We start from the raw sequence: 23,845 nt of genomic DNA on the forward strand, positions 1-23,845 counted from the left end.
CTGGAGGCGGCCCGTGCGCAGCGGCCGCCGTTTCCCCCGCAGATCTGTCCATGTTTTGCAGAAAGGCAGCAATGAGCCAGAACACCGGCACGCCCCTGAACATTCTCGTGTTGGTCAAACACGTGCCCGATGTCCAATTCGAGCGCCACCTGACCGGCCCGGGGAACCGGTTGGACCGCAAGGACTCCGTCCTGTCGGAACTCGACGAATACGCCATCGAGGCGGCCCTGGCCCTGGCCGAGTCCCGCGGCGGGGACAAGGCCGGCAACACCGTCACGGCCCTGACCATGGGGCCCGAGGCGGCAGCGAACGCCGTGAAGAAGTCCCTGCAGATGGGTGCCGCCAAGGGCGTGCACATCACCGATCCCGCGCTGGCCGGCTCCGACGCCGGGGCCACCTCGCTGGTGCTGGCCACCGCCATCAAGCACCTCGGCGGCTTCGACGTGGTGCTCACCGGCATGGCCTCCACCGACGCCGAGACCTCCCTGGTCCCCGCGCAGTTGGCCGAACGCCTGGGCATGGCGCAGCTGACCAACCTCTCCAAGGTCGAACTCGCTCCCGGCTCCGACACCGTCACCGGGGTGCGCCAGGGCGATGACGGCGCGCAGTCCCTGGAAGCCGCGCTGCCGGTGGTCATCTCGGTCACCGACCAGGCCAACGAGCCGCGCTACCCGAACTTCCGCGGGATCCTGGCGGCCAAGAAAAAGAAGATCACCACGCTCACGCTTGCCGAGCTGGGCCTGGCCGAATCGGCCGTGGGCGCCGCAGGGTCCGCGACCCGCGTGCTCGAGGCCGTGCCGCGCCCGCCGCGCACGGGCGGGGAAATCATCACCGACTCCGGCCAGGCCGGCATCGCGCTGGTGGACTTCCTTGCCGACGCCAAGCTGCTCTAGCACCAACAAGGGGATAAACATGTCGAACATTTTGGTATACATCCACGCCCCCGCCGGCACGGCCAGCAAGGGGCAGCGTGAACTGCTGGCCCTGGCCGCCCGCCTGGGGCAGGCCACCGCGGTGCTGGGCGGACCGGCCGACGGCCAGGCGCTGGCCGCGCTGGGCGCCGCCGGGGCCACCGGCTTCTACGCGGCCGCCGGCGGGCTGGACGCCGCCGGGCTCATCGCCCCCGCCGTCTCGCTGCTGGAGGCCGCGGTGCTCGCATCGGGCGCCGCCGCGGTGCTGCTGCCCAACACCGTCGAGGGCCGCGAAATCGCCGCCCGCACCGCCGTGCGCCTGGACGCCGGGGTCATCACCGACGCCATCGACGTCGACGCGGATTTCACGGTGACCAAGCCGGTGCTCGCCGGAAGCTACACCGTGAAGGCGCAGGTCACCCGCGGCCCGGCGCTGATCACGCTGAAGGCCAACAGCGTCGAGCTGCCCGAGGCGGCCCCTGCCACCGGCGCAACCGCACCGGTGCACGAGCTTGAACTCGGGGACAGTGCCCCGGCGGCCCGCATCACCGCCACCGCACCGCACACCGCCACCGGGCGCCCGGAGCTGTCCGAGGCCCGCTTCGTGGTGGCCGGCGGCCGCGGCGTGGACGGGGACTTCGGTCCCGTGGAGGACCTGGCCGACGCGCTGGGCGCGGCGGTGGGCGCCTCGCGCGCGGCCACCGACGCCGGGTGGATCGACCACTCCGCCCAGGTGGGGCAGACCGGCACGACGGTCTCTCCGCAGCTGTACATTTCCGCGGGCATCTCCGGGGCGATCCAGCAGAAGGCCGGCATGCAGACCGCCAAGACCATCATCGCGATCAACAAGGACCCCGACGCCCCGGTGTTCGAGATCGCGGACCTGGGCATCGTGGGCGATTTGGCGCAGGTGCTGCCGCAGGCAGCCGCCGAGATCCGCCGGCGCAAGGGCTAGGGCGGCGTGGGAATCTTTGACCCGCAGGCCCAAAAGGTCCAGCGGGTGCTGTGCTTCGGCGCGCATCCCGACGACCTGGACTTCGGGGCCTCTGGCACCGTGGCTGCCTGGACCGCGGCGGGCGTGCAGGTCGAATACTGCATCATGACCGACGGGGACGCCGGCGGCTTCGACGCACGGACCGCGGAGCAGATCACCGCCACCCGGCACGCCGAGCAGCGCGCGGCCGCGGCCCTGGTGGGCGTGGACACCGTGCATTTCCTGGGGGAGGCCGACGGGTTCCTGGAGCCCAACCACCGCGTCATGAAGCAGGTGGTCGCGCTGATCCGCGCGCTGCGCCCCGACGTGGTTCTGGCCATGCACCCGGAACGCAACTGGGAGCGGATCCAGCGCTCGCACCCCGACCACCTGGCATGCGGGGAGGCGGTGACCCGGGCCATCTATCCGGCGGTGGAGAACCCGTTCTCCTACCCGGAACTGCTCGAAGCGGGTCTGGAAGCGTACAAGCTGCCGTGGCTCTGGCTTTACGGGGCCCCGGCCGAGCGGGAGAACCACCGGGTGGACATCACGGAGGTGTTCGAGCAGAAGCTTGCGGCGCTGCGCCAGCACCTGAGCCAGCACCCCGACGTGCCGGCCATGGAACGCTACGTGCGCGCCCAGTGCCAGGACCAGGGCACCAAGGCGGGGTTCGCCCCCGGCGCCCTGGCCGAGGCCTTCCACGTGGTCGCGGTCAACGCGGCGGACACCATCGCAGGCTTCTAGCGCCGAGGCGCCTGGCTGCTGCAGCATCAAGCGGCGGCATTAAGTGAAAGTGGGCCGCCACTCCCCGTGAAGGGGGGGTGGCGGCCCACTTTCGTGTGCGGCGCGGGTGCCGCGCTACTTGGCCTCGGGCAGGTCGAGCACGGCGAGCGGCTCGGTGCTCGGGGCGGTGCTGCTGCCGTCGGCGGGCTCCAGCGAGACCATCACCGAGCCGATCTTCCCGACGCCGTTGAAGCCCTCCCGGATGGGATTCTCGTCGGGAAGGACGTTGGCCAGCAGGGTCGGCCTGTCGGTGGAGGCCTCGATGAGCCACACCGCGTAGGTTTCGTTGGCTTCCAGGCGCGGCAGGTCGGTCAGCTCGACCATGCCGGCGTCGGCCTTGGCCGAGGTGGTGAGCACCGCGTGCCCGCCGTCTTCCAGCTCCGTCTGCGCGACGACCTGGTCGGAGGCGCGCTCGACCTTGGAGACGTAGTTGGTCGGAATCAGGTTCACCAGCCCGGCGACGAGGCCGATGACGACCACGGCCAGGGCCGCGACCACGAACATCCAGCGCTTCAGCGGGCGCCGGGCGGGGCGCTCGGCATGGGTGGAAACCTGGTCGACGAGGTCCATGCCGAGGTTCTCGTCGTTCTCGTCGCCGCGGTGCGCGGGGATGGAGGGATCGATGCCGGTCATGAGGGTTGCCGTCCTTTGGAAATCGAGTTGGGTGGCCGGGGAAGGCCACGTGTAAGCATAGGCCAGTAGCCTAGGTGTTTCTTGTGTGCCGGCTGGGTTCCGGCGGCCCGCAGTGGCGTTGCCTAGCGCGCGCCGGTGCCGGCGAATCCGTGCTGGCGCCAGGCCTCGTACACCGCGATGGATGCCGAGTTTGCCAGGTTCAGCGAGCGCCGGGCCTCCAGCATGGGCAGGCGCACCGTGGCGGTGACGTGGGCGTCCTTCTTCACCTCGGCGGGCAGTCCGACGGACTCGGGGCCGAAGAGCAGCACGTCGCCCGGTTGGTAGGAGACGTCGGTGTACATCGTCTCGCCCTCGGAGGTGAAGGCGAAGACGCGCGAGGGGGCCAGTGCCTCCCAGGCGGAGGCCAGGTCCTGGTGGACCGTCACTACGGCAAGGTCGTGGTAGTCAAGGCCGGCGCGGCGCAGTTTGGAGTCCTCGAAATCGAAGCCCAGCGGCTCGACGAGGTGCAGTTCGGCGCCGGTGACCGCGGCCAGGCGGATGGCGTTGCCGGTATTGCCGGGAATTTCTGGAGTGTAAAAAAGGATTCGGAACACGCACCCCAGTTTACGGTGCGCACGACCCGCCGCCGGCAGGGGCCGGATCCGTGGCGCGGCACGCCCGTCCCGCGGCCGGGCGTGCGGCCCCCGTGGTCAGTACATTCCGCCCAGCAGCCGGGCCAGAATTGTGCGATCCACCACATGCGGGGCGGGCCCGGTGCCCAGGAACATCTTCATTTCCCGCACCAGGTTGATGGCGTTGACGACGTTGAGCACGTTCATGGGCCCCGGTTCGCCGCCGCGGGCGTAGTCGATCACCGGTTCGTGCAGGTTCCCGTCCGGGGACAGGATGACGGTCCAGCCCGTGACGTTCAGTTCGGGGAACAGGCGCTGCATGTCGTGCACCAGCGGGGCGATGCGCGGCGGGTCGATGTGCTTGCCGTCGCGCAGCAGCGATGCCCCGTCCCAGCGGTAGACGCCCTTGGGCAGCATCATCGAGTGGATCAGCGCCAGCCGGTAGCCGCCGAGCAGCACATGGTCGATGTAGCCGCCGTTGGGGGCGTGCAGCCCGTTGACCAGGCGCGTGGAGGGCAGCGACGGCAGCACCTGGCGGGTCAGCAACTGAACCGTGCGGCTCTCGCGTGCCAGGCGGGCCTGGGCGCCGAAGATCCCGCGCTTGCGCGGGGTGCCGTGCACCTGGCGGACGGAGGTAGCACGGTCGACGGCGCCGGGGCCATCGAGGCCCGGGACATAGACCGTGGCGTCGGTTGCCGCGGGGCGGGGCCCGCCGGTCTCGAAACGCATCGAGCCGCCGGACGCCGGGCCGCCGGCCCCGCCGGCAGGTGCCTTGCCGCGCAGGTAGCTTGACTCGGTGCCGTAGCTGCGGTCGTAGCGGGTGCGGGCCTCGGGGTCGATGAGGGTCTCGTAGGCCAGGGTGGCGCGGGCAAAGTCCTGGGCGTTTCCGCCGTGGTCCGGATGCGTCAGCCGGGCGGCGCGACGGTAGGCGGACTTGATCTCGGTGGCGCTGGCGGTGGGGGCAACGCCCAGTACCTCATAATGGGTTTGCCGCTGGGCCACGTGGCTGCCTTTCGGATCGGGGGAGCAGGCATCGATGCGCGATGTTGCTCAAGCGATCCTACCGGTTGCCGGTGGGTGTTTGCCCGGCGGGGGCGCTTCCGCCGGGCCGGGGCCGGCGGTATTCGGCCAGCAGGCCTCCGTCCTCCTCGAGGAGCAGGTGCAGCGCCAGCTCCCGGGGCACCTCGGGCGCGGCGCCGCGGGCAATCCGGGGCGAGTCCCCGGCCGCCAGCAGCGGGGAGAAGGTCACGCAGAGGCTGTCCACCGCGTCGGCCCGCACGAAGTCGCCCAGGAGCGTGGGCCCGCCCTCGGAATGGATCACGCGCAGGCCCCTGCCGTGCAGCGTCTTGATGATCCACCGGGGGTCGATGGAGGTTCCCGGTGCGTCGGCGGAAACGACCTCTGCCACCGCACCCAGGGCGGCCGCCCGCCCGGGGTCCGCCGCGGCGGAAGTGAGCAGGAGGATCTTGCCGGGGTTCCGGGTGAAGAGGTCCCCGTCGGGGTCCAGGCCCAGGTGCCCGGAGACCACCGCCAGCACGGGGCGTTCGGACATGCCGTGCTCCAGGCGCCAGGCACGCGAGGGGGCATCGAGCAGCTCCCCGTCGTAGCCCTCGGCCCGCACGGTCCCGGCGCCGACCAGGATCACGTCGGCCGCCCGGCGCAGCAGCATGAACACACGCTTGTCCGCCGCGGTGCCCAGGGCCCCGGAGAGGCCGCCGAGCGTCGCGGCCCCGTCGACCGAGGAGACGAAGTTGAAGCGGACGAACGGGTCCGCGCCTCCCGGGGGTGCGTAGGAATCCAGCAGCCCGGCATCGTCGAGGTCGGCCGCGGCCTCCGGCAGCAGGCGGCGCATCAGGCGTCCTCCCTGACGTCCCGGCGGGCCGACTGGGTGTCGGCCGACGAGGTGCCGGGGTGCGCCGGGGGATTGACGTCGCCCATGTTGTGGACCAGGTAGGCAGGCTCGCGCCACCCCATGGCGGCCTCCAGCATCCGTATGGTGGAGACGGACTCGGGGACGTTGTGCATGCGGATGATCCGGGCCCCGTTCATGATGCACATGGTGGCCGCCGCCATGGATCCGGCGGTGCGTTCGGACTTGGGCAAATCCAGCGACTCGCCGATGAAGTCCTTGTTGGAGACCGCCGCGAGGCTCGGGTAGCCCAGCGCCGCGATCGCCTCGAACCCGGCGGTGATGGCCAGGGTGTGCAGCGTGTTCTTGTTCAGGTCGTGGCCCGGGTCCACGATGATCTTCTCCTCTGCGACCCCCAGGGAGCGGGCGAAGGCGACCTTCCGGCGCAGGTACCCCGCCACCTCCGCCACCACGTCGTCGTAGGTCGGGCGCGGGTAGATGGTCCGGGGCGCGGCGAGCGAATGCGTGATGACCAGGTGCGCCCCGGCCTCGGCCACGACCCGTCCGAGCTCCGGGTTGCTCAGTCCGGTGGTGTCGTTGATGACGTCGGCGCCGGCGGCCATGGCCGCGGAAGCGACCTCCGGCAGGAACGTGTCGGCGGAGATGATCACGTCCGATTGCGCGCGCACGGCCTCGATGACCGGGACGATCCGCTGGGCCTCTTCCTGCCACGACAGGGCCGGGCCGGGGGAGAAGGGCACCCCGCCGATGTCGATCCAGTCGGCCCCGGCGTCGACCGCCTGCAGGGCAGCGTCCACGGCGGAGCCCAGGGCAAAGGTCGCCCCGGAGTCGTAGAAGCTGTCGGGGGTGCGGTTGATGATCGCCATCAACGCGACCTGTGTGCTGAAATCGATGCTGCGATGCGCAAAGCGGTGGACCGGATGGCGAAGTGCGGGTAGATACATGCTCATGCGGGCTCCTTGCAATGATCTGTTAGATCATTCTTATCAGTTTTAGAAGCTTTTGGGAGGGTGCAACGGGGTCCCGGTCGCCGGCGGGGGACCGCCTGGCGCTCCGCGGGCGCGGGCTTCGGTACCCTGTATGAATGACTTTGAACTTCGTCGCCCCCGAGGCCGGCGCATGGATAGTGCAGGCCCTGGCGGAACAAGGCCGTGACGCCGACACCGCGAACCTGGTGGCCGGGCAGGTGCCGCGCGGCTTTGCCGCCTACGTGAGGATCTTCCACCCGGCCATGGGGGCCGACGGGCAGCCCGTGCGCTGGGATGCGATCGCCAAGCGGCGCGGGAGCACCATGCACGCGCTGGCGCAGTTCGCCGCGCTTTCCGGGATCGGGGAGGACGGGGTGCCGCTGGCAGAGGACTCCTGGGAGGGCGAGGCCCCGGGCTGGGACGGCCTCGGGGCCGCCGAGCTGCGCACCATCGCCCCGGTGCTGGCGGCACACACCGGTACCCCGGATGAAATCCACCTGGCACTGTGGAACGGACTGGCCTTCATCCACGGCGGGGACCAGGTGGAGGTCGTGATCCAGGACGATCCCGCGCTGGGCGAGGAGGAAAACAAGCGGCGCACCGCGGAGCTTGCGGCCCAGGCGAAGGCGCCGGCGTTCTCCGATGAGGTCAGGAACGCCCCGACGCTGCAGATCGGCTCCGGCTACCGCTCCTTCTACGTCTTCCGCGGCGATGCGGAGGACCTGGCCAGCCCGCTGTGGGCCCGGACCTCCCTGGGCGAACAGCGCCAGTCGCCCAACCTGGCCTGGCCGAAGGACCGCGCCTGGCTGATGTCCACCGAGCTGTACGAGGACTCCACCATCGTCGGCGGCAGCCGCGAGCTCATCGACGCGCTGCTGGGCTGCGAGGGCATCGAGGCGTGGGAGGTCGACGCCGACTCCCGGCTCGATGCCGCGGGCGACACCCGCAACGAGCTGCCTGCGCCCGACACCGAGCCCTTCGACCCCGAGGAGCTGGCGGGGGAGTACTTCCAGCAGGAGGGCAACTAGCCCGCCGGCGGGCTAGTTGGCGTGCGGGCGGGGGCGCTGTGAGCAATCACTCCGCCCCGAAAACCCGCAAGAGGGCTAGAATTGTTCGGTGTCCACGAGCCCCGTATACCTAGACCACGCAGCAACGACACCCATGTCGGGACCCGCGCTTGCCGCGATGACCCATGAGCTGGCGCAGACCGGCAACCCCTCCTCGCTGCACGGCGCCGGACGCCGCGCCCACCGCGTCACGGAGGAGGCCCGCGAACAGCTGGCCGCCGCGGCCGGGGCCCACCCCTCGGAGGTCGTCTTCACCTCCGGCGGCACCGAATCGGACAACCTCGCGATCAAGGGCCTGTACTGGAACCGCAACGCCGCGGACCCCGCACGCACCCGCGTCCTCTGTTCGGTCATCGAACACCACGCGGTCCTGGACACCGTCCAGTGGCTGGCGGACCACGAGGGGGCCGAGGTCACCTGGCTCGAGGTGGACGCCGACGGCGTCATCGACCTCGCCGCGCTGGAATGCGAAATCGCGAAGAACCCCCACGACATCGCCCTGATCACCCTCATGTGGGCCAACAACGAGGTCGGCAGCGTCCAGCCCGTGGCCCGGGTGGTTGCGCTCGCCGACGCCCACGGCATCCCGGTGCACTCGGACGCCGTGCAGGCCTTCACCTCGGTGCCCACCGATTTCGCCGGCTCCGGGCTGGCCACCATGGCCGTCTCCGCCCACAAGATCGGCGGGCCCGTGGGAATCGGCGCCCTCTTCGTGCGCCGCGATGTCGTGCTCACCCCCGTGCAGCACGGCGGCGGGCACGAACGCGCGCTGCGCTCCGGCACGCTGAACGCCGCGGCCGCCGCCGGTTTCGCGGCCGCCGCCACGCAGGCCGCGGCCAACCTGGAAGCCGAAGCCGAGCGCCTGGCCACGCTGCGCGACGCGCTCATCGACGGGGTGTCGAGGCTGATTCCCGAGGCCGTGTTCAACGGCACCGCGGATCCCTCACACGCGGGCACCCGGTTGCCGGGCAACGCGCACTTCACCTTCCCGGGCTGCGAGGGCGACTCGCTGCTTTTCGTGCTGGACATGCTCGGGATCCATTCCTCCACCGGGTCCGCGTGCACCGCCGGGGTGCCGCGCCCCTCACACGTGCTGCTGGCCATGGGCCGGGACGAGGCCACGGCACGTGGCGCACAACGCTTCACACTCGGGCATACAACGGGCCCCGCCGACGTTGAGAAACTGGTGGCGGCATTGCCCGAGGCCTATGCACGGGCCAAAAAGGCCGGCATGGCCGCACAAGTCAGCAGCATCCAAACGGCAGGGACAGGGTTCACACGATGAAGGTTTTGGCAGCAATGAGCGGCGGGGTCGACTCCGCGGTCGCGGCGGCACGCGCCGTCGAGGCCGGCCACGAGGTCGTCGGCGTGCACCTGGCGCTGAGCCGCATGCCCGGGACCCTGCGCACCGGCAGCCGCGGCTGCTGCACCGTCGAGGACTCCAACGACGCCTGGCGCGCCTGCGACAAGCTCGGCATCCCGTACTACGTGTGGGACTTCTCCGAGCGCTTCAAGGAGGATGTGGTCGACGACTTCATCTCCGAGTACGAGGCCGGCCGCACCCCCAACCCCTGCATGCGCTGCAACGAGCGCATCAAGTTCGCCGCGCTGCTGGAAAAGGCCATCGCGCTGGGCTTCGACGCGGTCTGCACCGGCCACTACGCCAAGGTCATCCGCGACGAGGCCGGCAACCCGGAGCTGCACCGCGCCGCCGACTGGGCCAAGGACCAGTCCTACGTGCTGGGCGTGCTCACCCACGAGCAGCTGGAGCACTGCATCTTCCCGCTGGCCGACACCCCGTCCAAGGCCGAGGTCCGTGCAGAGGCCGAGGCACGCGGGCTCTCGGTGGCCAACAAGCCCGACAGCCACGACATCTGCTTCATCCCCGACGGGGACACCCGCGGCTGGCTGGCCGAGCGCATCGACATGACCAAGGGCGAGATCGTTGACCAGGAGGGCAAGTCCCTGGGCGAGCACGAGGGCGCCCACGCCTTCACCGTCGGGCAGCGCAAGGGCCTGAAGCTCGGCACTCCCGCGGCCGACGGCAAGCCCCGCTTCGTGCTGGAAATCCGCCCGAAGGAAAACAAGGTCATCGTCGGCCCCGAGGCCCTGCTGGCCGTCGACGAGCTGCGCGGCATCCGCATCTCCTGGGCCGGGCTGCCGATCGCCGACGCGGCCGCCGGCACCGAGTTCGACTGCATGGTCCAGGTGCGCGCGCACGGGGACCCGGTCGATGCCCGCGCCCGCGTCGAGCCGCAGGAAGACGGCAGCAACGTCCTGGTCGCCACGCTCATCGAGCCGATGCGCGGTGTCGCCCCGGGCCAGACCATGGTCATTTACCAGGGCACCCGCGTGCTGGGCCAGGCCACCATCGATTCGGCCCGCTCCACCGCCTGGGACCCGTCCCTGGTGTCCTAGGCCAACCCGGCCACGGCCAGGGAAGGCCCCGTTCGGTTTGGATGAACCAAACCGAACGGGGCCTTCTTCGCGCCCGGCGGGCGGAGGGTGCCCGTGCTTGTGCCCGGCTCAGAAATCCTTGTCGACGGATCCCGATTCGGTGGCCGGGGCCAGGGAACTTCCGACGCCGGTGGTGCTGGTGACGGACGAGGTCGGGGACCACACCATTGAGCCGGCCGTGGTGGCGGTGCGCAGGCTGCCGGATCCACTGGACGGGCTTCCCAGCGTCACGGTGACAACGGTCCGGGGGACGCCGTCGGTGGTCAGGGTTGCGGCCGTCATGGTGCCGTTGAAGGTGACCGTCCGATTGTTCTTGGCGAAGCTCCCCTTGGTGTTCACCGAGCCCAGATTCACCGTGCTGCCCGGTCGCTGGATATCCACCACGTCTGCGTTGCCGCCCGTGCCCAGGCCCTGGACGTTGCCGTCCCGCAAGCGGACCGTCACCGGCTGGGAAGCGCCGCCCCATCCCGGCGTGACCGACGGGAGGCTGACTTGCTGGCTGTAGGTGAATGTCAGGGTGTCGCCGGCGTCGAGCCTGCCCGCGGTTCCCGTGCCGTTGGCGGCCTGGATGTCTGCGGCGCGCAGGGGGCTGTTGTCCACCCGCCGCGCGGTGACCGGGACAGAGATCGTTTCCCTGCCGGTTCCGTCGGTGAGGATCGCACGGAAGTCGTACAGTCCATCCGCCGCGGTCCGCGTGTCCCAGTCGCACGAGTACGGCGCTGAGGCCAGGGTGCAGCGCGCGGTCCAAGTGTTCGTCCCGGAAGGCGAGGATTGGATCCGGACGCTGCCCACGCCCGCCGTCGAATTCGCCACCGCCGAAAGGGTTGCATTGCCCGTCAGGTAGGCGCCGGGATCCTCCATGGACACCGACGACACCGTATTGTCCACCACCCTGTTGGCCACGGGAACCGACGTCGTGCTGTTGCCCGCGTCGTCCGTAGCGACGGCCCGGAAACTGTAGGAGGCGCTGGCCAGCGCCGTGGTGTTGAAACGGCAGGAGTAGGGTGCCGCGGTGAGGGTGCACAACTGTGCCCAGGTACTGGTGCCCGTGCGGGCGTACTGGATCTGCACTTGGCTGACACCCGAATGGGCGTCCGCGGCCATGGCAGCGAACGTGCTGACGCCTCGCAGCGGTGTGCCCGGATCGCTCATGGTCACCGTGGGTGCAAGATTGTCCACCAGCACGTCGGTGACGGTGTCCGAGTAGGTGGACGTGGACCCTGAAACGGCCACTGCGCGGAGGTCGTAGGCGTCATTGGCGAAGTTTACTGTCGGCCACGTGCATCTGTAAGGGGCGAGCAGGTTCTGGCACAGCGTGTTCCACTTGTTGGCACCTGCGGAGGAATACTCTACGCGGACGGCGTAAGCGGTGCTTCCGGGGCTGTGCAGGGTTGCCGTGAGATTCACGTTGCCGCGCACGACCTCGTCGGGATTCTCGAGGACCACCGCGAACGCGTTGGCCACGGTGGTTTGCACCGAGGACGAGGTGGTGCTCAGGCCCGAGTTGTCCGTGGCGACTGCCCGGAGCCTGTAGTCCCCGTCCGGCACGGTCTGCGTGTTCCATTGGCACGCGTAGGGTTCGGCCGTTTTGGTGCACAGCGTGGTCCACTCGCCATTGGGTGGCAGGTACTGGATGGCCACGCTGCGGATCCCGGTTTCACCATCGCTGGCTACCGCCGTCAGGGTTACGCCTGCCCGGACCGTGGACCCGGGACTCGACATGGCTGCGGTTGGCGGCGTCCAGTCTTCCGCGGCTCCGAACACATTGGAGGCGTTCGAGGTGGCTGCAGTGAATGCCGCGGACGAGAAAGCCGTGGCGGTGGCAAACACCAAGGCGGCAAGAGCAGCAACGATGGCGAGGGCAGCACCGGATTTCCATCGCCCTGTCCGGTTGCCGGTGGGGGCCGAGTCGCCGTTGTCATCGTTCCGTTCACTCCCGTCTTCACCGTCTTCGGAGGTGCGGCTTCCGAACACAGCCACGACGACCGCGAGCAGCGTCAGCACGCCCCACCAGGCCAGCGCGGTGAGGTTTCCACTGCCCAGCCAGAAGCCGGGGAGCCCGATGGCCGGAACGAGGATCCTGGCTTGCCCGGTGATCTGCCCGCGCTCCAGCGGGGTGCTGTCCACCTGGACGTTTGCGTCGCCCGCCGTGACAAAGGTTCCGTCCGGGTTCTCGGCAACGATCCGGTGCAGCCGGATCCTCTCCGCACCGCCGGGTTCGGCCTCGGCCGGGCTGGTGAACTCCACCACGCCGCCAACCGGAACCTGCTGGGTTGCTCCGAAATCCGCAGCCAGCACTACATCGCCGGCATTGATGTGAGGTTCCATGGAACCGCTCTGCACCACCGTGCCGTGCCAGCCCAGCACGGCAGGCAGCATCGCGATCAGTGCAAGGCTCAGCAACACGCCTAGATACAGCCGCGAGGCAATGGACGCCAGGAACAGCGTCCAGCCGTCAGCGGAAAACAGCGGGTACCACCGGGAGGGTTTCCGGGCGGACCCGGGTTCCTCCCGGTTCACAGGTTAGATCTGCCGTAGCCGCCCGGCTACGGCGCCGTGGGCGACTGGTCGGACTGGAGCTCCCACACCAGGTCGATGCCCACGCGGGCGCCTTGCAGGGCGTTGACCTCACTCTGGCTCATGCCGGTGGTGTCGAAGCGCCAAGTCCCGCGATAGCTCTGGGTCTCGCCGGGGTTGCCTGCCGTATCCCACGGCGCGCCGCCGGTGGCAAAGTCTCGGTTGACCGACGCCAGCGTGGAGAGGGGCAGTTCGGGGACGTTGTTGGCGGTGGGCGTGAAACCGGTGCAATCGTTGAACGAGCCGCCCGTGCCCTGCTCCAAGTCGAAGAAGATCCGGTCCTCGAGGCCCTTCGCGGATATCAGATTCTGCGTGTAGGCACGAACCTCGCCCGGGACGTTGGATTGGGAAGTAACCACGATGCATTTTTGGCCGGCCTGGCCTGGGACTATGTTTTCCACCGTGAATGCGGCGGCACCCAGGTCGTCGTCGGTGAGGACGACGTTGCCGGTGCTCCATGCGCTGCCGGCGTTTCGGGTGGAAGCGGTAAAGGCAGCTTGGGAACCCTGCCAGACCATTCCGCCGGCAATCAAGATGGCCAGCGGGGCCGCGCCGAACATGGCGATTTTCCGGGTACGCGCAGAAGGAGTTTTCATGACCTAGGCCTTTGTCTTGGAACCGATGAAGTTGAATTACCAACCCGGTCCGCCAGTCGAGGAGTCCCAGGTATTGGCAAGTCCCCAAGCGTATAGGACTCCCAATGACTTGGAAGCCGCCCCAATTCGACTTTAGCTGGCATGTTTGCAGTTTGCCACCCGGAAGGCCCTGTCAACTCTCGTTTTCCTGTCCCGGGGCTCTATGCGCACCTAGGTCGGGAATGAATAATTCAAGATAGGGCAAGCAAATGGTCGACCATCCTCAGACGAGTTGAAGAACTCTGAGTCACTTCATTCCAATCCGGTTCCAAAATCGAAGAGGTGGCAATGTAATCGGCGACAGCGGGCCCAGGCCAAAACACGGTTTCCGCGAAGGTTTCGGCTGCGCCTCGGGGTCGCATGGCGTTGCGGCACGAAAGTTGACCAATGTGGCGAACATCCGTCAGCCCTGAAATGGCGTACATCGTGGCAGCGTTGGCCGGCGGACTCGAGCCAGAACGCAAACAGAGAGTGCCGGGCCAACATGAGGCTTCATTCGACCTGCGGTCGCCGCGTGCGCCAGGCCAAGGGTTCCCTTGGACGGAAATGGGCAACCTGCTAGCCTTGGCCTCATGCGTATCTCTCTGCGATTTATCAGCCCCCGACCGGTTGCCGGTCGCGAGGGCTCTGAGGCGCGCGCCTAGGTCCTGGCGGCGGAGCGGATCGGGGGATTATCCACCGATCCAAACCCAGACAAGGACTTCCCATGACTACTTATCTTTCCGCAGATGAACTCCACGACGCTTTAACGCTCCGCGATCTCTCCAATCCCGAGCACGGCCCACACGCCATGCAAGAGCTGCTGCACCAGGTCACCACGGCTCTCACCCAACGTTGGGGCTTGGTCGCCAAGACGGTGCGAAACAGCCCCCTGGTCTCGGTCGCCGACAACTACGACAACCTGGGCTTCTCCGCGTCGACCGTGACCCGCGATCAACGGTATTCGCGATACGTGAGCCCCACGGCGATGCTCAGGAGCCACACCTCGGCATCGGTCCCGTCGTTGCTCAGGAATCTGCCGCGAACCGGCGCGTTGGACGAACTGGTCGTCATGCCCGGGCTGGTGTATCGACGGGACGCCATCGACCGGACCCACGTCGGCGCCCCCCACCAGGTCGACCTGTGGCGGATCTGTCCATCCCCGGCCCTGGGGCCGGCCGACCTTGAAGCGATGATCGCCGTCCTCGTCGAAGCGGTCTTGCCCGGTGCCCAATGGCGCACGGTGCCTGCCGTCCATCCCTACACGACCAACGGGCTGCAAGTGGACGTGCTGGTCGGCAGCATATGGTTGGAACTCGCCGAATGCGGCATGATGGCGCCGCACCTCTTCAACGAGGCCGGACTCGACCCGGAGCGGTGGTCGGGCCTCGCCCTGGGAATGGGCCTGGACCGGGCGCTGATGCTGCGCAAGGGCATTCCCGACATCCGGCTCCTGCGTGCCCGTGACCAACGCATCGGAACCCAGATGCTCGATCTGGCGCCGTGGCAACCGGTCTCGCTTCTTCCTCCGATTCGGCGCGACATCTCGATCGTCGTCCCAACATCCTTCGACGAGGAGATCCTGGGCGACGAAGTCCGCCAAGCGCTCGGGGAGCGCATGGACGACCTTGAATCGGTTGAACTTCTTGGATTGACCGACTGCGAGGAGCTGCCTGTGGCGGCACGGGACAGGCTGCAGATCGAACCAGGGCAGGCGAACGCACTGATTCGCATTACGCTCCGGCCGATCGAAAGCACCCTCACCGCCCGGGAAGCCAATCTCATTCGTGACGATATCTACAGGGCAGTCCACCAGGGTCGTGTCATGGAACTCATCGCAGGCTAGGCGGGCTTGGTCGCGGTCGGCAGCAAGAAGCCGGCCGACCGCGACCAGCAGCCACGTCTCGGGCCGCTGGAGCCCTCTTGGGGATTCAGCACAATCCCTGGCCCTTGATAGGTTGGCCAAGTCCCCGCCAACTCCGAAAGGGTTTCAATGCCGCAACTTCCTTCCGTTACCCTGCAGCCATTTCAAGAGTCTGACGCGGCATTTTTCGCCGGCATGGCCTCCGACGAGCGCGTCACTCGCTTCATTGGGGACGGTCGGCCCTGGGACCGGCAAACCATCGAGGACCGCGTCCGTGCAGCGCTTGCGGAGGAGGCCCTCGATCTCGCGGGATCATCCCGCTGGTTCCTGGCGACGGAAACAGGAAATCGCGTCGGCATCGTGGTCTCCACCCGCAAGGACGACGGCATCGAGATCGGATACTGGGTGTCACCGGAACACTGGGGCCGCGGCATTGCCGGTTCCATGCTCGATGGCGCGCTGACCACGATTCCCGAGGTTTACGATTCCCGGGAACTCTTTGCCCGCGTGGACCCTGCCAACACCGTTTCCGCCAAGCTGCTCACCCGACGCGGCTTCCAACATGAGGCGGGCGAATGCGGGCTTGACCGCTACACCCTCGTGCCTGCCAAGCCGTAGGCAGCCAGGCTGGCGGAACCACGTCCAGGTTCAGGTCTTCCGCGCCACAAACCGTCCGACGGGGGTACCCTGAATCGTGGCCACCCATGCCCCCTGGACCGAAGGCGCATACGTGTCGGCCCGGTCCGCGGTTGTCTGGCGCCACGACTCATGTACGCGGTGGTGGGCCGGCGCTGCCGCGGGTGAATCGTTCAAGTGATGCTCCCAAGACGCTCTTGACCCGAAGTGGAATCGTGAAGTGGTGGACCTGTCCATGGCCGCATGTCCTGGTCTACTGTGGTCCCATGCCCAGTCGTATAGCTGCCGTTGCCATCGATGCGATCAGGCCGCGGGTGGTGGCCGATTTCTGGTGCGCCGTCTTGGACTGGCACATTGTCGAAGAGGACAGCGATGGAATCAGCATCGCGCCAAAAGATGAAACCTGGCCTTCCATCGATGTTTTTGCGGTGCCCGAGGGCAAGACCGTGAAGAACCGGCTGCATTTCGACCTGCGGGCGGATGGCGTGTCCACGGCCGAGGAGCTTGAGCGACTGCTCGCCCTTGGCGCGAAGCGGACGGACGTGGGCCAGGGAGCGGATGTCAGCTGGGTCGTCTTGAGCGATCCCGAGGGAAATGAGTTCTGCCTGCTGTCGCGGTCCGTGCAGGACGTCAAGAACCAACATTGAGAAACCCCTGACCTGAAGCCAGGATCATTCGTCAGCAGCAGCGCAATGGCCTTGGGCCATGTGAATGGCAAAGTCGCAGCGGTACCCCCGAAAGAGACCAGCAAGGCCTGTTGTCGATTCGAGACGCCGGTCGGATACTGGCTGCAAGGGTGGTCCGGTGGACACTACGCGAATGATCAGGGGAACGGCATCATGGGCGAGCTACACGTCAATATGAACATCACGCTTGACGGCGTGATCCAGGCCAATGGTGGCCCAAACGAACAAGACGGGGACTTCGAGTACGCCGGATGGGAGCGTCCATTCTGGGACCAGGAGTCATCCGACGTGCTGGTACGGGACGTGCAGGCATCCGACGCGCTGCTGCTGGGCCGGACGACATACGACATCTTCCGCTGCTACTGGCCGAGCGCGAGCGACGAGATCGGTAGCGTCTTCAACCGGGTGCCCAAGTACGTGGCATCCCGCGGCAAACCGGAATTGACCTGGGCCACCAGCACGCAGGTCGCCGATGCCGCGCGGGAGGTTCGCGACCTGCGGCAGCGGCACGAACAGATCCACACCTGGGGAAGCGCGAACCTCCTGCAGACCCTGTTTCGCGAAGGCCTGGTTGACCGGGTGAACCTGTGGGTCTGCCCGGTCGTGATCGGGGAGGGAAAGCGGCTTTTTCCGGCCGGCACGGCACCCACCCGCTTCGAATTGGTCGAGCCGCCGAGATCCTTCAAGAGCGGTGTGATGCTGGTCCGCTACAGGCGACTCGAGGGACCTCCGGAAACGGGAAACGCGGCCAACGCCATCGACAGCGAGCGATAGCCCCGCTCGGCCCCGTCGCAGACCGCCATGAACGGTTGGCTTGTTTTCAGCGGCACCTTCGGGGCCAGAGACCCTTCTCGCTCATCCCGGGTTCCTGCGGCTCGGGGGGCGCACTCGACGGCACGTTCTCACGCTCCGCGTGCCGCATGCCACACGCAAACGTCCCGCCTTCGGCCCCGCGGGAGGCGGGACGGAAGACGGGACGTTGAATTGCAACAGGTGCGGCTAGGCCTTGGCCTCGTCGACGATTCCGTACATGCGTGGGGTGATGTCCGGGTATTCCAGGCGCGTCTTGCCGGCCTCGAGCCGGGGCAACTGGGCCGGACCGTGCTCGGCGCAGTGCACGAAGTCGAATTCCGGCCACCACTTCTTGGGCCGTTCGGCCTCGGTGAAACCGCAAACGGCGCAGGTCAGGTGCACCCAGACGGGGCGCTTGCCGGTGCGGTTGGCGCGCGACTGGATCAGCCAAGCCGGGGGATTGGCGTTCATTTCGGCGAATGCGGCCTCGCTCAGGCGCGGCGGGATGCCGTGCCGCTTGGCCATTTCCATGGGGATATCCAACGCAATCGCAGCGTCTCTTCGTGTCATCATCGTGCTTAACCCTAGGCCACTTCGCCGGGGAGCGGGGACGGAGGGGGATGGGCGGGAAGGGGCCTCGGGTGCCGCGGGGGTGGAATCGGGCGGGCAGCTGGTTGCATTTTCATTTCAATTCGGTCCAATGAGGCAGGCGGTGGTGCGTAGTGACGATGATCACCTAAGCTGTATGAAGCATGTGTTTTCTATCACCTCACATGCTCGCTGACAGATAAGGAATGCTCATGGCCCGCAAGAAAAACGGGATGCGCCTCGCCGCAGCCGTTATCGGCATCTCCGCCCTGGCCCTGACCGGGTGCACCGGTCCGGCCGAAACACCAGGCGCCGGCACCGGAGGCGAATCCGCCCCAGCCGGTGGCCCGATCACCGTGGGAACCACGGACAAGGTCACCACGCTCGACCCGGCAGGCTCTTACGACAACGGTTCGTTCATGGTCATGAACCAGATCTTCCCGTTCCTGCTCAACTCGGTCCCCGGCTCGGCGGACCCGGTGAACGACATCGCGGAATCGGCCGAGTTCACCACGCCAACCGAATACACCGTCAAGCTCAAGGCCGACCTGAAATGGGCCAGTGGCACCGCCCTTGACTCCAAGGACGTCAAGCACACGTTCGACCGCCAGGTAAAGATCGCCGATCCCAACGGGCCGTCCTCCCTGCTGGGCAACCTCGACAGCGTTTCGGCCCCGGATGCCACCACCGTGGTGTTCAAGCTCAAGCGCGGCAACGACCAGACCTTCCCGCAGGTGCTCACCAGCCCCGTGGGCCCCATCGTCGACGACGAGGTCTTCCCCGCCGACAAGGTCCTCCCCGATGAGGACATCATCGCCGGCAAGTCCTTTGCCGGACCGTACACGATCGAGAGCTACGCGAAGAATTCGCTGGTTTCCTTCAAGCCCTATGACGGCTACAAGGGCCTGCTGGAAGCCCCGGCGAACAGCGCTGCCAACATCAAGTACTACGCGGATTCCAACAACCTGAAGCTCGACGTGCAGCAGGGCAACATCGACGTCGCCTGGCGCGCACTTTCGCCCACCGACGTGGAGGACCTGGGCAAGGACTCCAAGGTCAAGGTCCTCACGGGCCCGGGCGGCGAGCTGCGCTACATCGTCTTCAACTTCGACATCATGCCGTTCGGCGCCAAGACCGACAACGCCGATCCGGCCAAGGCACTGGCCGTTCGCCAGGCGGCGGCCAACCTCGTTGACCGCGAGGCGATTGCCACTGGCGTCTACAAGGGCACGTACCTGCCGGCGTACTCCTTCGTGCCGCAGGGCTTCACCGGAGCCATCGAACCGCTCAAGGACATGTACGGCGAAGACGGGAAGCCGTCGCTGGACAAGGCCAAGGCGGTCCTCGAGGCTGCAGGGGTCAGCGCCCCGGTCGACCTGAAGCTCCAGTACAACCCCGACCACTACGGCCCCAGCTCGGGCGACGAATACGCCCTGGTCAAGAGCCAGCTGGAAAAGGGCGGCCTGTTCAAGGTCGATCTGCAGTCCACCGAATGGGTGACCTACCAGAAGTCGCGCGTCACCGACTACCCGTCCTACCAGCTCGGTTGGTACCCGGACTACTCGGATGCCGACAACTACCTGAGTCCGTTCTTCGCCAAGAACAACTTCCTGGGCAACGCCTATGACAACAAGGAAGTGGACACGCTGATCAGCGAACAGCGCGTGGAAACCGACGCTGCCAAGCGCACCGCCTTGATCGAGGAAATCCAGACCAAGGTCGCCGGCGACCTCTCCACCATCCCGCTGTTGCAGGGTGCGCAGGTTGCCGTCGCGGGAGCCGACGTCTCGGGTGTCGAGAAGACACTCGACCCGTCGTTCAAGTTCCGCTTGGGTGTCATCTCCAAGTAGCCACCCACCCCGGCGGGTTCCGCCGACACCCCGGCCCCGGTTCCCCTCCCACGGAGGGGAGCCGGGGCGGGCCATGTCCGGGCCCGCCGCCCACAGCCCCAACCTAGCTAGGACGCACCATCAATGGCCATCATGACCGACCTCGCCGAAGCCGAGTCGCCACCACCGACACCGGCAGCAACGGCAACCAAGGCAGGAGGCAGCTTTGTACGTTACCTCGTCACACGCTTCCTGCTGATCTTCCCCACCATCTTCATATTGGTGACACTCGTGTTCTTCCTGATGCGCGTCACCGGAGACCCGATCACCGCCGCCCTCGGCGGCCGCCTGACACCCGACCAGCTGGCCGAGCGCATCGCCGCCGCGGGCTACGACCGCCCGGTCCTCATCCAGTACTTCGAGTACCTCGGACAGGTGTTCACCGGCAACTTCGGCCGGACCCTCACCGACAACCGCGCGGTGACCGAGGTGCTGGCCACCTATGGCGCAGCAACCGCCGAGCTGGCCTTCAACTCGCTGGTCGTCGCCCTGCTGATCGGAATTCCCTTCGGCCTGATCTCGGCCAAGCTGCGCGACCGCTGGCCCGACGCGATCCTGCGCGTCTTCGCGATCCTCTGCTACGCCACCCCGGTGTTCTTTGCCGGGCTGCTGCTCAAGCTCGTCTTCGGGGTCTGGCTGGGCTGGCTGCCGATTGCCGGCCGGGCCGGCATCAGCGCAGAACTCGCCCTGACCAGGCTGCAGAACCCCAGCGGCATCTTCCTGCTTGACGCGCTGCGCTCCGGGAACATGGCCGCGGCATCCGACGTCATCGAGCACGCGATCCTGCCCGCCGTCGCCCTGGGCCTGCTGACCGCCGGGGTGTTCCTGCGTCTGGTGCGCACCAACGTCATCGGCACCCTGGGCCGCGAATACGTGGAGGCCGGCCGCTCGCGCGGGGTCTCCGAATACCGGCTCCTCACCAAGCACGCCTACCGCCCGGCATTGATCCCGATCATCACGGTCATGGGCCTGCAGATCGCGTTGCTGCTCGGCGGCGCGGTGCTCACCGAGACCACCTTCGAGTGGAAGGGCCTGGGCTTCCAGCTGGCCGAATACCTCACGGCCCGCGACTTCGTGGCCGTGCAGGGCATCGTGGTGCTGCTGGCGGTCATCGTCGCGCTCACCAACTTCATCGTGGACATCATTGCCGCGCTCATCGACCCCCGAGTGAGGTTCTAGCCATGGGCACAACAACGCTGACGGCCCTCGGGGCCAGGAAGCCGCTGTGGACGCGGCTGCCGATCATTTCCCACTACCGGATGAGCGCCGGGCTGCAGCGCGGAATGCTGGTGGCGGGCCTGGTGCTGACCGCCCTCTTCCTGCTGGCGGCGATCTTCGCCCCGGTGCTGGCACCCTACGGGTATGCCCAGGCCTCCGACGCCGAGGGAAACTTCCCCACGCAGGCCGCCCCCGGCGGCAGGTTCCTCTGGGGCACCACGGTGGGCGGGTTCGACGTCTTCTCCCGCACCCTCTGGGGCGCCCAGACCGCCGTCGCGGTGATCGTGGTCGCCGTGGTCTTCTCCATCTTCCTCGGCGTGATCCTGGGCCTGGTCTCCGGGTACATCGGCGGCTGGCTGGACCGGGTGCTGGTGGTGCTGGCCGATGCCATCTACGCCTTCCCCTCGCTGCTGCTGGCCATCGTGATGTCGATCGTGATCTCCAAGGGCCAATCGAGCCTGTGGGGCGGCATCATGGCCGCGGCGATCTCCATCACCGTGGTCTTCATCCCGCAGTACTTCCGGGTGATCCGCGCCGAGACCGTGCGGCTGAAGGCCGAGCCCTTCGTCGAGTCCGCCAAGGTCGTCGGCGCCTCGAACGTGCGGATCATGGCCAAGCACATCTTCCGAAACGCCACCCGCACGCTGCCGCTGATCTTCACGCTCAACGCCTCCGAGGCGCTGCTGACCCTGGCGGGCCTGGGCTTCCTGGGCTTCGGCATCGAACCGACCAAGGCCGCCGAGTGGGGCTTTGACCTGAACCGCGCGCTCAGCGACGCCACCAGCGGCATCTGGTGGACCGGCGTCTTCCCGGGCGCCGCCATCGTGCTCACGGTGCTCGGCCTGACCCTGGTGGGCGAATCCATGAACGACCTGGCGGACCCGCGGTTGCGGATGCGCCGAAAAGCAAAGCGTCGCGGCGGAAAGGCCACAGCATGAACGCACACCGCAAGGACGTGATCGGCCGCGCCGACGGCACGGTCCTGGAAATCAAGGACCTCGAGGTCACCTTCACCACCGACGCCGGGGAAGTCCCGGCGGTGCGCGGCGTCGGCTTCGAGGTCGCCGCCGGCGAGGTCGTCGCGGTGGTCGGCGAATCCGGCTCGGGCAAGTCGGTGACGGCCCGCACCATCCTGGGGCTGCTCGCCGAGACCGCGGTGGCCCGCGGGGCCGTGGTGCTCAAGGGCAGCAACATGCTCACCCTGGGCGCCCGCGAGCTGCGCGCGGTGCGCGGGGACGAGGTCTCCATGGTGTTCCAGGAGCCCTCCACCGCGCTGAACCCGGTGTACACCGTGGGCTGGCAGATCGCCGAGGGCATCCGCGCCCACGGCAAGGTCGGGCGCAGGGAGGCCAAGGCCCGCGCCATCGAGGTGCTGCGCAAGGTCGGCATCCCGGAGCCGGAGAAGCGGGTCAACTACTACCCGCACCAGTTCTCCGGCGGGCAGAAGCAGCGCGTCATCATCGCCGCGGCCCTGGCCCTGAACCCGGCGCTGATCGTCGCGGACGAGCCGACCACGGCGCTGGATGTCACGGTGCAGGCAGAGATCCTGGAGCTGCTGCGCGAGGTGCGCGACGACTTCAACACCGGGATCGTGCTGATCACCCACAACATGGGGGTGGTCGCGGACCTGGCGGACCGGGTGGTGGTGATGTACCAGGGCAAGATCGTGGAGAGCGCGCCGAGCGCCGAGCTCTTCGCCAACCCGCGCCAGGACTACACCAAGGCGCTGCTGGCGGCGGTGCCGCACCTGGGCAGGAACTCCGCCTCGGCCGGGATGACCTCCCGCTCCGGACAGGACAAGGAGGTGCTGGTCCAAGCCACCAACCTTTCCATCGTCTATCCCGGGCGCCTGGGAACGCCCTCGTTCACGGCCGTCGACGACGTCTCGCTGCAAATCTGCGCGGGGGAGGTCTACGGGCTGGTGGGCGAGTCCGGGTCCGGGAAGACCACCATCGGCCGGGCCATCGCCGGGCTGAACAAGGTCAGTTCCGGTTCGCTGAAGGTCTTCGGCTACGAGATGCTCGACTTCAAGGAGCGCAGCTTCAAGAAGCTGCGCCAGGACATCGGGTTCGTGTTCCAGGATCCGGCGGCCAGCTTCAACCCGCAGCTGAGCATCGGCGAATGCGTTGCCGAGCCGCTGCTGGTGCACAAGGCGCTCGATGCCCGGGCCGCCCGCAGGCGGGTCGACGAGCTGCTCGAGGCGGTGCAGCTGCCGGCCGCGTTCGCCGCCCGCTTCCCGCACGAGCTCTCCGGCGGGCAGCGCCAGCGTGCCTCGCTGGCCCGGGCCCTGGCGCTGGACCCGAAGCTGCTGATCGCCGACGAGCCGACCAGCGCCCTGGACGTCTCGGTGCAGGCCAAGGTGCTGGAATTGTTCAAGGAGCTGCAGTCCGAGCTGGGCTTCGCGGCCCTGTTCATCTCCCACGACCTGGCCGTGGTCGACATGCTCTCCACCTGGGTGGGGGTGCTCTACCGCGGCAAGCTCGTCGAGGAGGGCATCGGCAACCAGGTCATGGGCGACCCGCAGCACCCATACACCCGCAGGCTCATCGCCTCGCTGCCGGTGCCGGACCCGGTGGAGCAGGCGGTGCGCCGCGAGGCGTTCCTCAAGGCGGTCTGAGCAGGGGGGGGAACCCCGGCGGGGGGGGGGGGGGGGGGGGGGGGGGGGGGGGGGGGGGGGGGGGGGGGGGGGGGGGGGGGGGCGGGGGGCG

22 protein-coding genes are annotated in these 23,845 nt (G+C 67.9%); 14 read left to right on the forward strand and 8 right to left on the reverse strand.

What is annotated here, in order from left to right:
- Positions 1-71: 71 nt before the first annotated feature.
- From ACIPVK_RS16345 to ACIPVK_RS16355, 3 genes are read left to right on the forward strand one after another with little or no spacing between them, the layout of a single operon-like run.
- A complete protein-coding gene (locus ACIPVK_RS16345) occupies positions 72-893 on the forward strand; it encodes an electron transfer flavoprotein subunit beta/FixA family protein (protein ID WP_407613035.1) in 822 nt (273 codons plus the stop codon).
- 19 nt (positions 894-912) lie between these two features.
- Complete coding sequence (locus tag ACIPVK_RS16350; protein WP_407613036.1) at positions 913-1,866, forward strand: electron transfer flavoprotein subunit alpha/FixB family protein; 954 nt, start codon at positions 913-915, stop codon at positions 1,864-1,866.
- Between the two features lie 6 nt (positions 1,867-1,872).
- On the forward strand, positions 1,873-2,628 hold the full coding sequence (locus tag ACIPVK_RS16355; protein ID WP_407613037.1) for a PIG-L deacetylase family protein: 756 nt from the start codon (positions 1,873-1,875) through the stop codon (positions 2,626-2,628).
- 114 nt (positions 2,629-2,742) lie between these two features.
- Here ACIPVK_RS16355 and ACIPVK_RS16360 read toward each other — a convergent pair whose 3' ends face one another.
- The 5 genes from ACIPVK_RS16360 to folP form a co-directional block, all read right to left on the reverse strand.
- A complete protein-coding gene (locus ACIPVK_RS16360; RefSeq protein WP_407613038.1) occupies positions 2,743-3,300 on the reverse strand; it encodes an anti-sigma factor domain-containing protein in 558 nt (185 codons plus the stop codon).
- 122 nt (positions 3,301-3,422) lie between these two features.
- Positions 3,423-3,893, reverse strand: coding sequence for a tRNA (cytidine(34)-2'-O)-methyltransferase (locus tag ACIPVK_RS16365; RefSeq protein ID WP_407613039.1), 471 nt, complete (start codon positions 3,891-3,893; stop codon positions 3,423-3,425).
- Positions 3,894-3,989: 96 nt separating this feature from the next.
- Positions 3,990-4,913 carry a J domain-containing protein gene (locus tag ACIPVK_RS16370; protein ID WP_407613040.1) on the reverse strand — a complete coding sequence of 308 codons (924 nt, stop codon included), beginning with the start codon at positions 4,911-4,913 and terminating at the stop codon, positions 3,990-3,992.
- A gap of 58 nt (positions 4,914-4,971) precedes the next feature.
- On the reverse strand, positions 4,972-5,763 hold the full coding sequence (locus ACIPVK_RS16375; protein ID WP_407613041.1) for a dihydrofolate reductase family protein: 792 nt from the start codon (positions 5,761-5,763) through the stop codon (positions 4,972-4,974).
- Positions 5,763-6,731, reverse strand: a complete 969-nt coding sequence (gene folP / locus ACIPVK_RS16380) for a dihydropteroate synthase (protein WP_407613042.1) — start codon at positions 6,729-6,731, stop codon at positions 5,763-5,765. The genes ACIPVK_RS16375 and folP overlap by 1 nt, the downstream gene beginning before the upstream one ends.
- 134 nt (positions 6,732-6,865) lie before the next feature.
- On the opposite strand from folP, the gene ACIPVK_RS16385 reads away from it, so the two are divergent.
- The 3 genes from ACIPVK_RS16385 to mnmA all read left to right on the forward strand — a co-directional run bounded on the left by ACIPVK_RS16385 (position 6,866) and on the right by mnmA (position 10,234).
- Complete coding sequence (locus tag ACIPVK_RS16385; RefSeq protein WP_407613043.1) at positions 6,866-7,777, forward strand: hypothetical protein; 912 nt, start codon at positions 6,866-6,868, stop codon at positions 7,775-7,777.
- Between the two features lie 133 nt (positions 7,778-7,910).
- A complete protein-coding gene (locus ACIPVK_RS16390) occupies positions 7,911-9,101 on the forward strand; it encodes a cysteine desulfurase family protein (RefSeq protein ID WP_407613055.1) in 1,191 nt (396 codons plus the stop codon).
- Entirely contained in the window at positions 9,098-10,234 is a 1,137-nt protein-coding gene (gene mnmA / locus ACIPVK_RS16395; RefSeq protein ID WP_407613044.1) for a tRNA 2-thiouridine(34) synthase MnmA, read from the forward strand. The genes ACIPVK_RS16390 and mnmA overlap by 4 nt, the downstream gene beginning before the upstream one ends.
- A 108-nt stretch (positions 10,235-10,342) precedes the next feature.
- On the opposite strand, the gene ACIPVK_RS16400 is transcribed toward mnmA, so the two are convergent.
- Entirely contained in the window at positions 10,343-12,793 is a 2,451-nt protein-coding gene (locus tag ACIPVK_RS16400) for a S26 family signal peptidase (protein ID WP_407613045.1), read from the reverse strand.
- A gap of 26 nt (positions 12,794-12,819) precedes the next feature.
- Entirely contained in the window at positions 12,820-13,446 is a 627-nt protein-coding gene (locus ACIPVK_RS16405; RefSeq protein ID WP_407613046.1) for a hypothetical protein, read from the reverse strand.
- A gap of 745 nt (positions 13,447-14,191) precedes the next feature.
- Between ACIPVK_RS16405 and ACIPVK_RS16410 the strand changes: the two genes are divergently transcribed.
- From ACIPVK_RS16410 to ACIPVK_RS16425, 4 genes are all read left to right on the forward strand, one after another.
- A complete protein-coding gene (locus ACIPVK_RS16410; protein WP_407613047.1) occupies positions 14,192-15,310 on the forward strand; it encodes a hypothetical protein in 1,119 nt (372 codons plus the stop codon).
- Positions 15,311-15,457: 147 nt separating this feature from the next.
- On the forward strand, positions 15,458-15,946 hold the full coding sequence (locus tag ACIPVK_RS16415) for a GNAT family N-acetyltransferase (protein WP_407613048.1): 489 nt from the start codon (positions 15,458-15,460) through the stop codon (positions 15,944-15,946).
- Positions 15,947-16,230: 284 nt separating this feature from the next.
- Complete coding sequence (locus tag ACIPVK_RS16420; RefSeq protein WP_407613056.1) at positions 16,231-16,611, forward strand: VOC family protein; 381 nt, start codon at positions 16,231-16,233, stop codon at positions 16,609-16,611.
- A gap of 192 nt (positions 16,612-16,803) precedes the next feature.
- Complete coding sequence (locus ACIPVK_RS16425; protein WP_407613049.1) at positions 16,804-17,424, forward strand: dihydrofolate reductase family protein; 621 nt, start codon at positions 16,804-16,806, stop codon at positions 17,422-17,424.
- A 225-nt stretch (positions 17,425-17,649) separates the two neighbouring features.
- On the opposite strand, the gene ACIPVK_RS16430 is transcribed toward ACIPVK_RS16425, so the two are convergent.
- Positions 17,650-18,015 (reverse strand): hypothetical protein, encoded by a 366-nt coding sequence (locus tag ACIPVK_RS16430; RefSeq protein WP_407613050.1) that lies wholly within the window; start codon positions 18,013-18,015, stop codon positions 17,650-17,652.
- Between the two features lie 227 nt (positions 18,016-18,242).
- Between ACIPVK_RS16430 and ACIPVK_RS16435 the strand changes: the two genes are divergently transcribed.
- The 4 genes from ACIPVK_RS16435 (at position 18,243) to ACIPVK_RS16450 (ending at position 23,754) form a co-directional block, all read left to right on the forward strand.
- Positions 18,243-19,880 (forward strand): ABC transporter substrate-binding protein, encoded by a 1,638-nt coding sequence (locus ACIPVK_RS16435; RefSeq protein WP_407613051.1) that lies wholly within the window; start codon positions 18,243-18,245, stop codon positions 19,878-19,880.
- Between the two features lie 132 nt (positions 19,881-20,012).
- On the forward strand, positions 20,013-21,098 hold the full coding sequence (locus ACIPVK_RS16440; protein WP_407613057.1) for an ABC transporter permease: 1,086 nt from the start codon (positions 20,013-20,015) through the stop codon (positions 21,096-21,098).
- A gap of 2 nt (positions 21,099-21,100) precedes the next feature.
- The gene (locus tag ACIPVK_RS16445; protein WP_407613052.1) at positions 21,101-22,075 is read left to right on the forward strand and encodes an ABC transporter permease; all 975 of its coding nucleotides are present in this window, start codon (positions 21,101-21,103) and stop codon (positions 22,073-22,075) included.
- The gene (locus ACIPVK_RS16450; protein WP_407613053.1) at positions 22,072-23,754 is read left to right on the forward strand and encodes a dipeptide ABC transporter ATP-binding protein; all 1,683 of its coding nucleotides are present in this window, start codon (positions 22,072-22,074) and stop codon (positions 23,752-23,754) included. Before ACIPVK_RS16445 ends, ACIPVK_RS16450 begins: the two co-directional genes overlap by 4 nt.
- The last annotated feature ends 91 nt before the right edge of the window (positions 23,755-23,845 follow it).

The sequence above is a fragment of the Paeniglutamicibacter sp. MACA_103 genome, from assembly GCF_045798555.1.
Taxonomy (GTDB): domain Bacteria; phylum Actinomycetota; class Actinomycetes; order Actinomycetales; family Micrococcaceae; genus Paeniglutamicibacter.

Bases quoted from the DNA above. Each gene is read 5' to 3' on its own strand.
- ACIPVK_RS16450 (WP_407613053.1), top strand. From the start codon at position 22,072: ATGAACGCACACCGCAAGGACGTGATCGGCCGCGCCGACGGCACGGTC.
- ACIPVK_RS16345 (WP_407613035.1), top strand. From the start codon at position 72: ATGAGCCAGAACACCGGCACGCCCCTGAACATTCTCGTGTTGGTCAAA.
- ACIPVK_RS16430 (WP_407613050.1), bottom strand. From the start codon at position 18,015: ATGATGACACGAAGAGACGCTGCGATTGCGTTGGATATCCCCATGGAA.
- mnmA (WP_407613044.1), top strand. From the start codon at position 9,098: ATGAAGGTTTTGGCAGCAATGAGCGGCGGGGTCGACTCCGCGGTCGCG.
- ACIPVK_RS16425 (WP_407613049.1), top strand. From the start codon at position 16,804: ATGGGCGAGCTACACGTCAATATGAACATCACGCTTGACGGCGTGATC.
- ACIPVK_RS16410 (WP_407613047.1), top strand. From the start codon at position 14,192: ATGACTACTTATCTTTCCGCAGATGAACTCCACGACGCTTTAACGCTC.
- ACIPVK_RS16385 (WP_407613043.1), top strand. From the start codon at position 6,866: ATGACTTTGAACTTCGTCGCCCCCGAGGCCGGCGCATGGATAGTGCAG.
- ACIPVK_RS16350 (WP_407613036.1), top strand. From the start codon at position 913: ATGTCGAACATTTTGGTATACATCCACGCCCCCGCCGGCACGGCCAGC.
- ACIPVK_RS16445 (WP_407613052.1), top strand. From the start codon at position 21,101: ATGGGCACAACAACGCTGACGGCCCTCGGGGCCAGGAAGCCGCTGTGG.
- ACIPVK_RS16415 (WP_407613048.1), top strand. From the start codon at position 15,458: ATGCCGCAACTTCCTTCCGTTACCCTGCAGCCATTTCAAGAGTCTGAC.
- ACIPVK_RS16420 (WP_407613056.1), top strand. From the start codon at position 16,231: ATGCCCAGTCGTATAGCTGCCGTTGCCATCGATGCGATCAGGCCGCGG.
- ACIPVK_RS16435 (WP_407613051.1), top strand. From the start codon at position 18,243: ATGGCCCGCAAGAAAAACGGGATGCGCCTCGCCGCAGCCGTTATCGGC.
- ACIPVK_RS16405 (WP_407613046.1), bottom strand. From the start codon at position 13,446: ATGAAAACTCCTTCTGCGCGTACCCGGAAAATCGCCATGTTCGGCGCG.
- ACIPVK_RS16360 (WP_407613038.1), bottom strand. From the start codon at position 3,300: ATGACCGGCATCGATCCCTCCATCCCCGCGCACCGCGGCGACGAGAAC.
- ACIPVK_RS16375 (WP_407613041.1), bottom strand. From the start codon at position 5,763: ATGCGCCGCCTGCTGCCGGAGGCCGCGGCCGACCTCGACGATGCCGGG.
- ACIPVK_RS16390 (WP_407613055.1), top strand. From the start codon at position 7,911: ATGTCGGGACCCGCGCTTGCCGCGATGACCCATGAGCTGGCGCAGACC.
- ACIPVK_RS16440 (WP_407613057.1), top strand. From the start codon at position 20,013: ATGACCGACCTCGCCGAAGCCGAGTCGCCACCACCGACACCGGCAGCA.
- folP (WP_407613042.1), bottom strand. From the start codon at position 6,731: ATGAGCATGTATCTACCCGCACTTCGCCATCCGGTCCACCGCTTTGCG.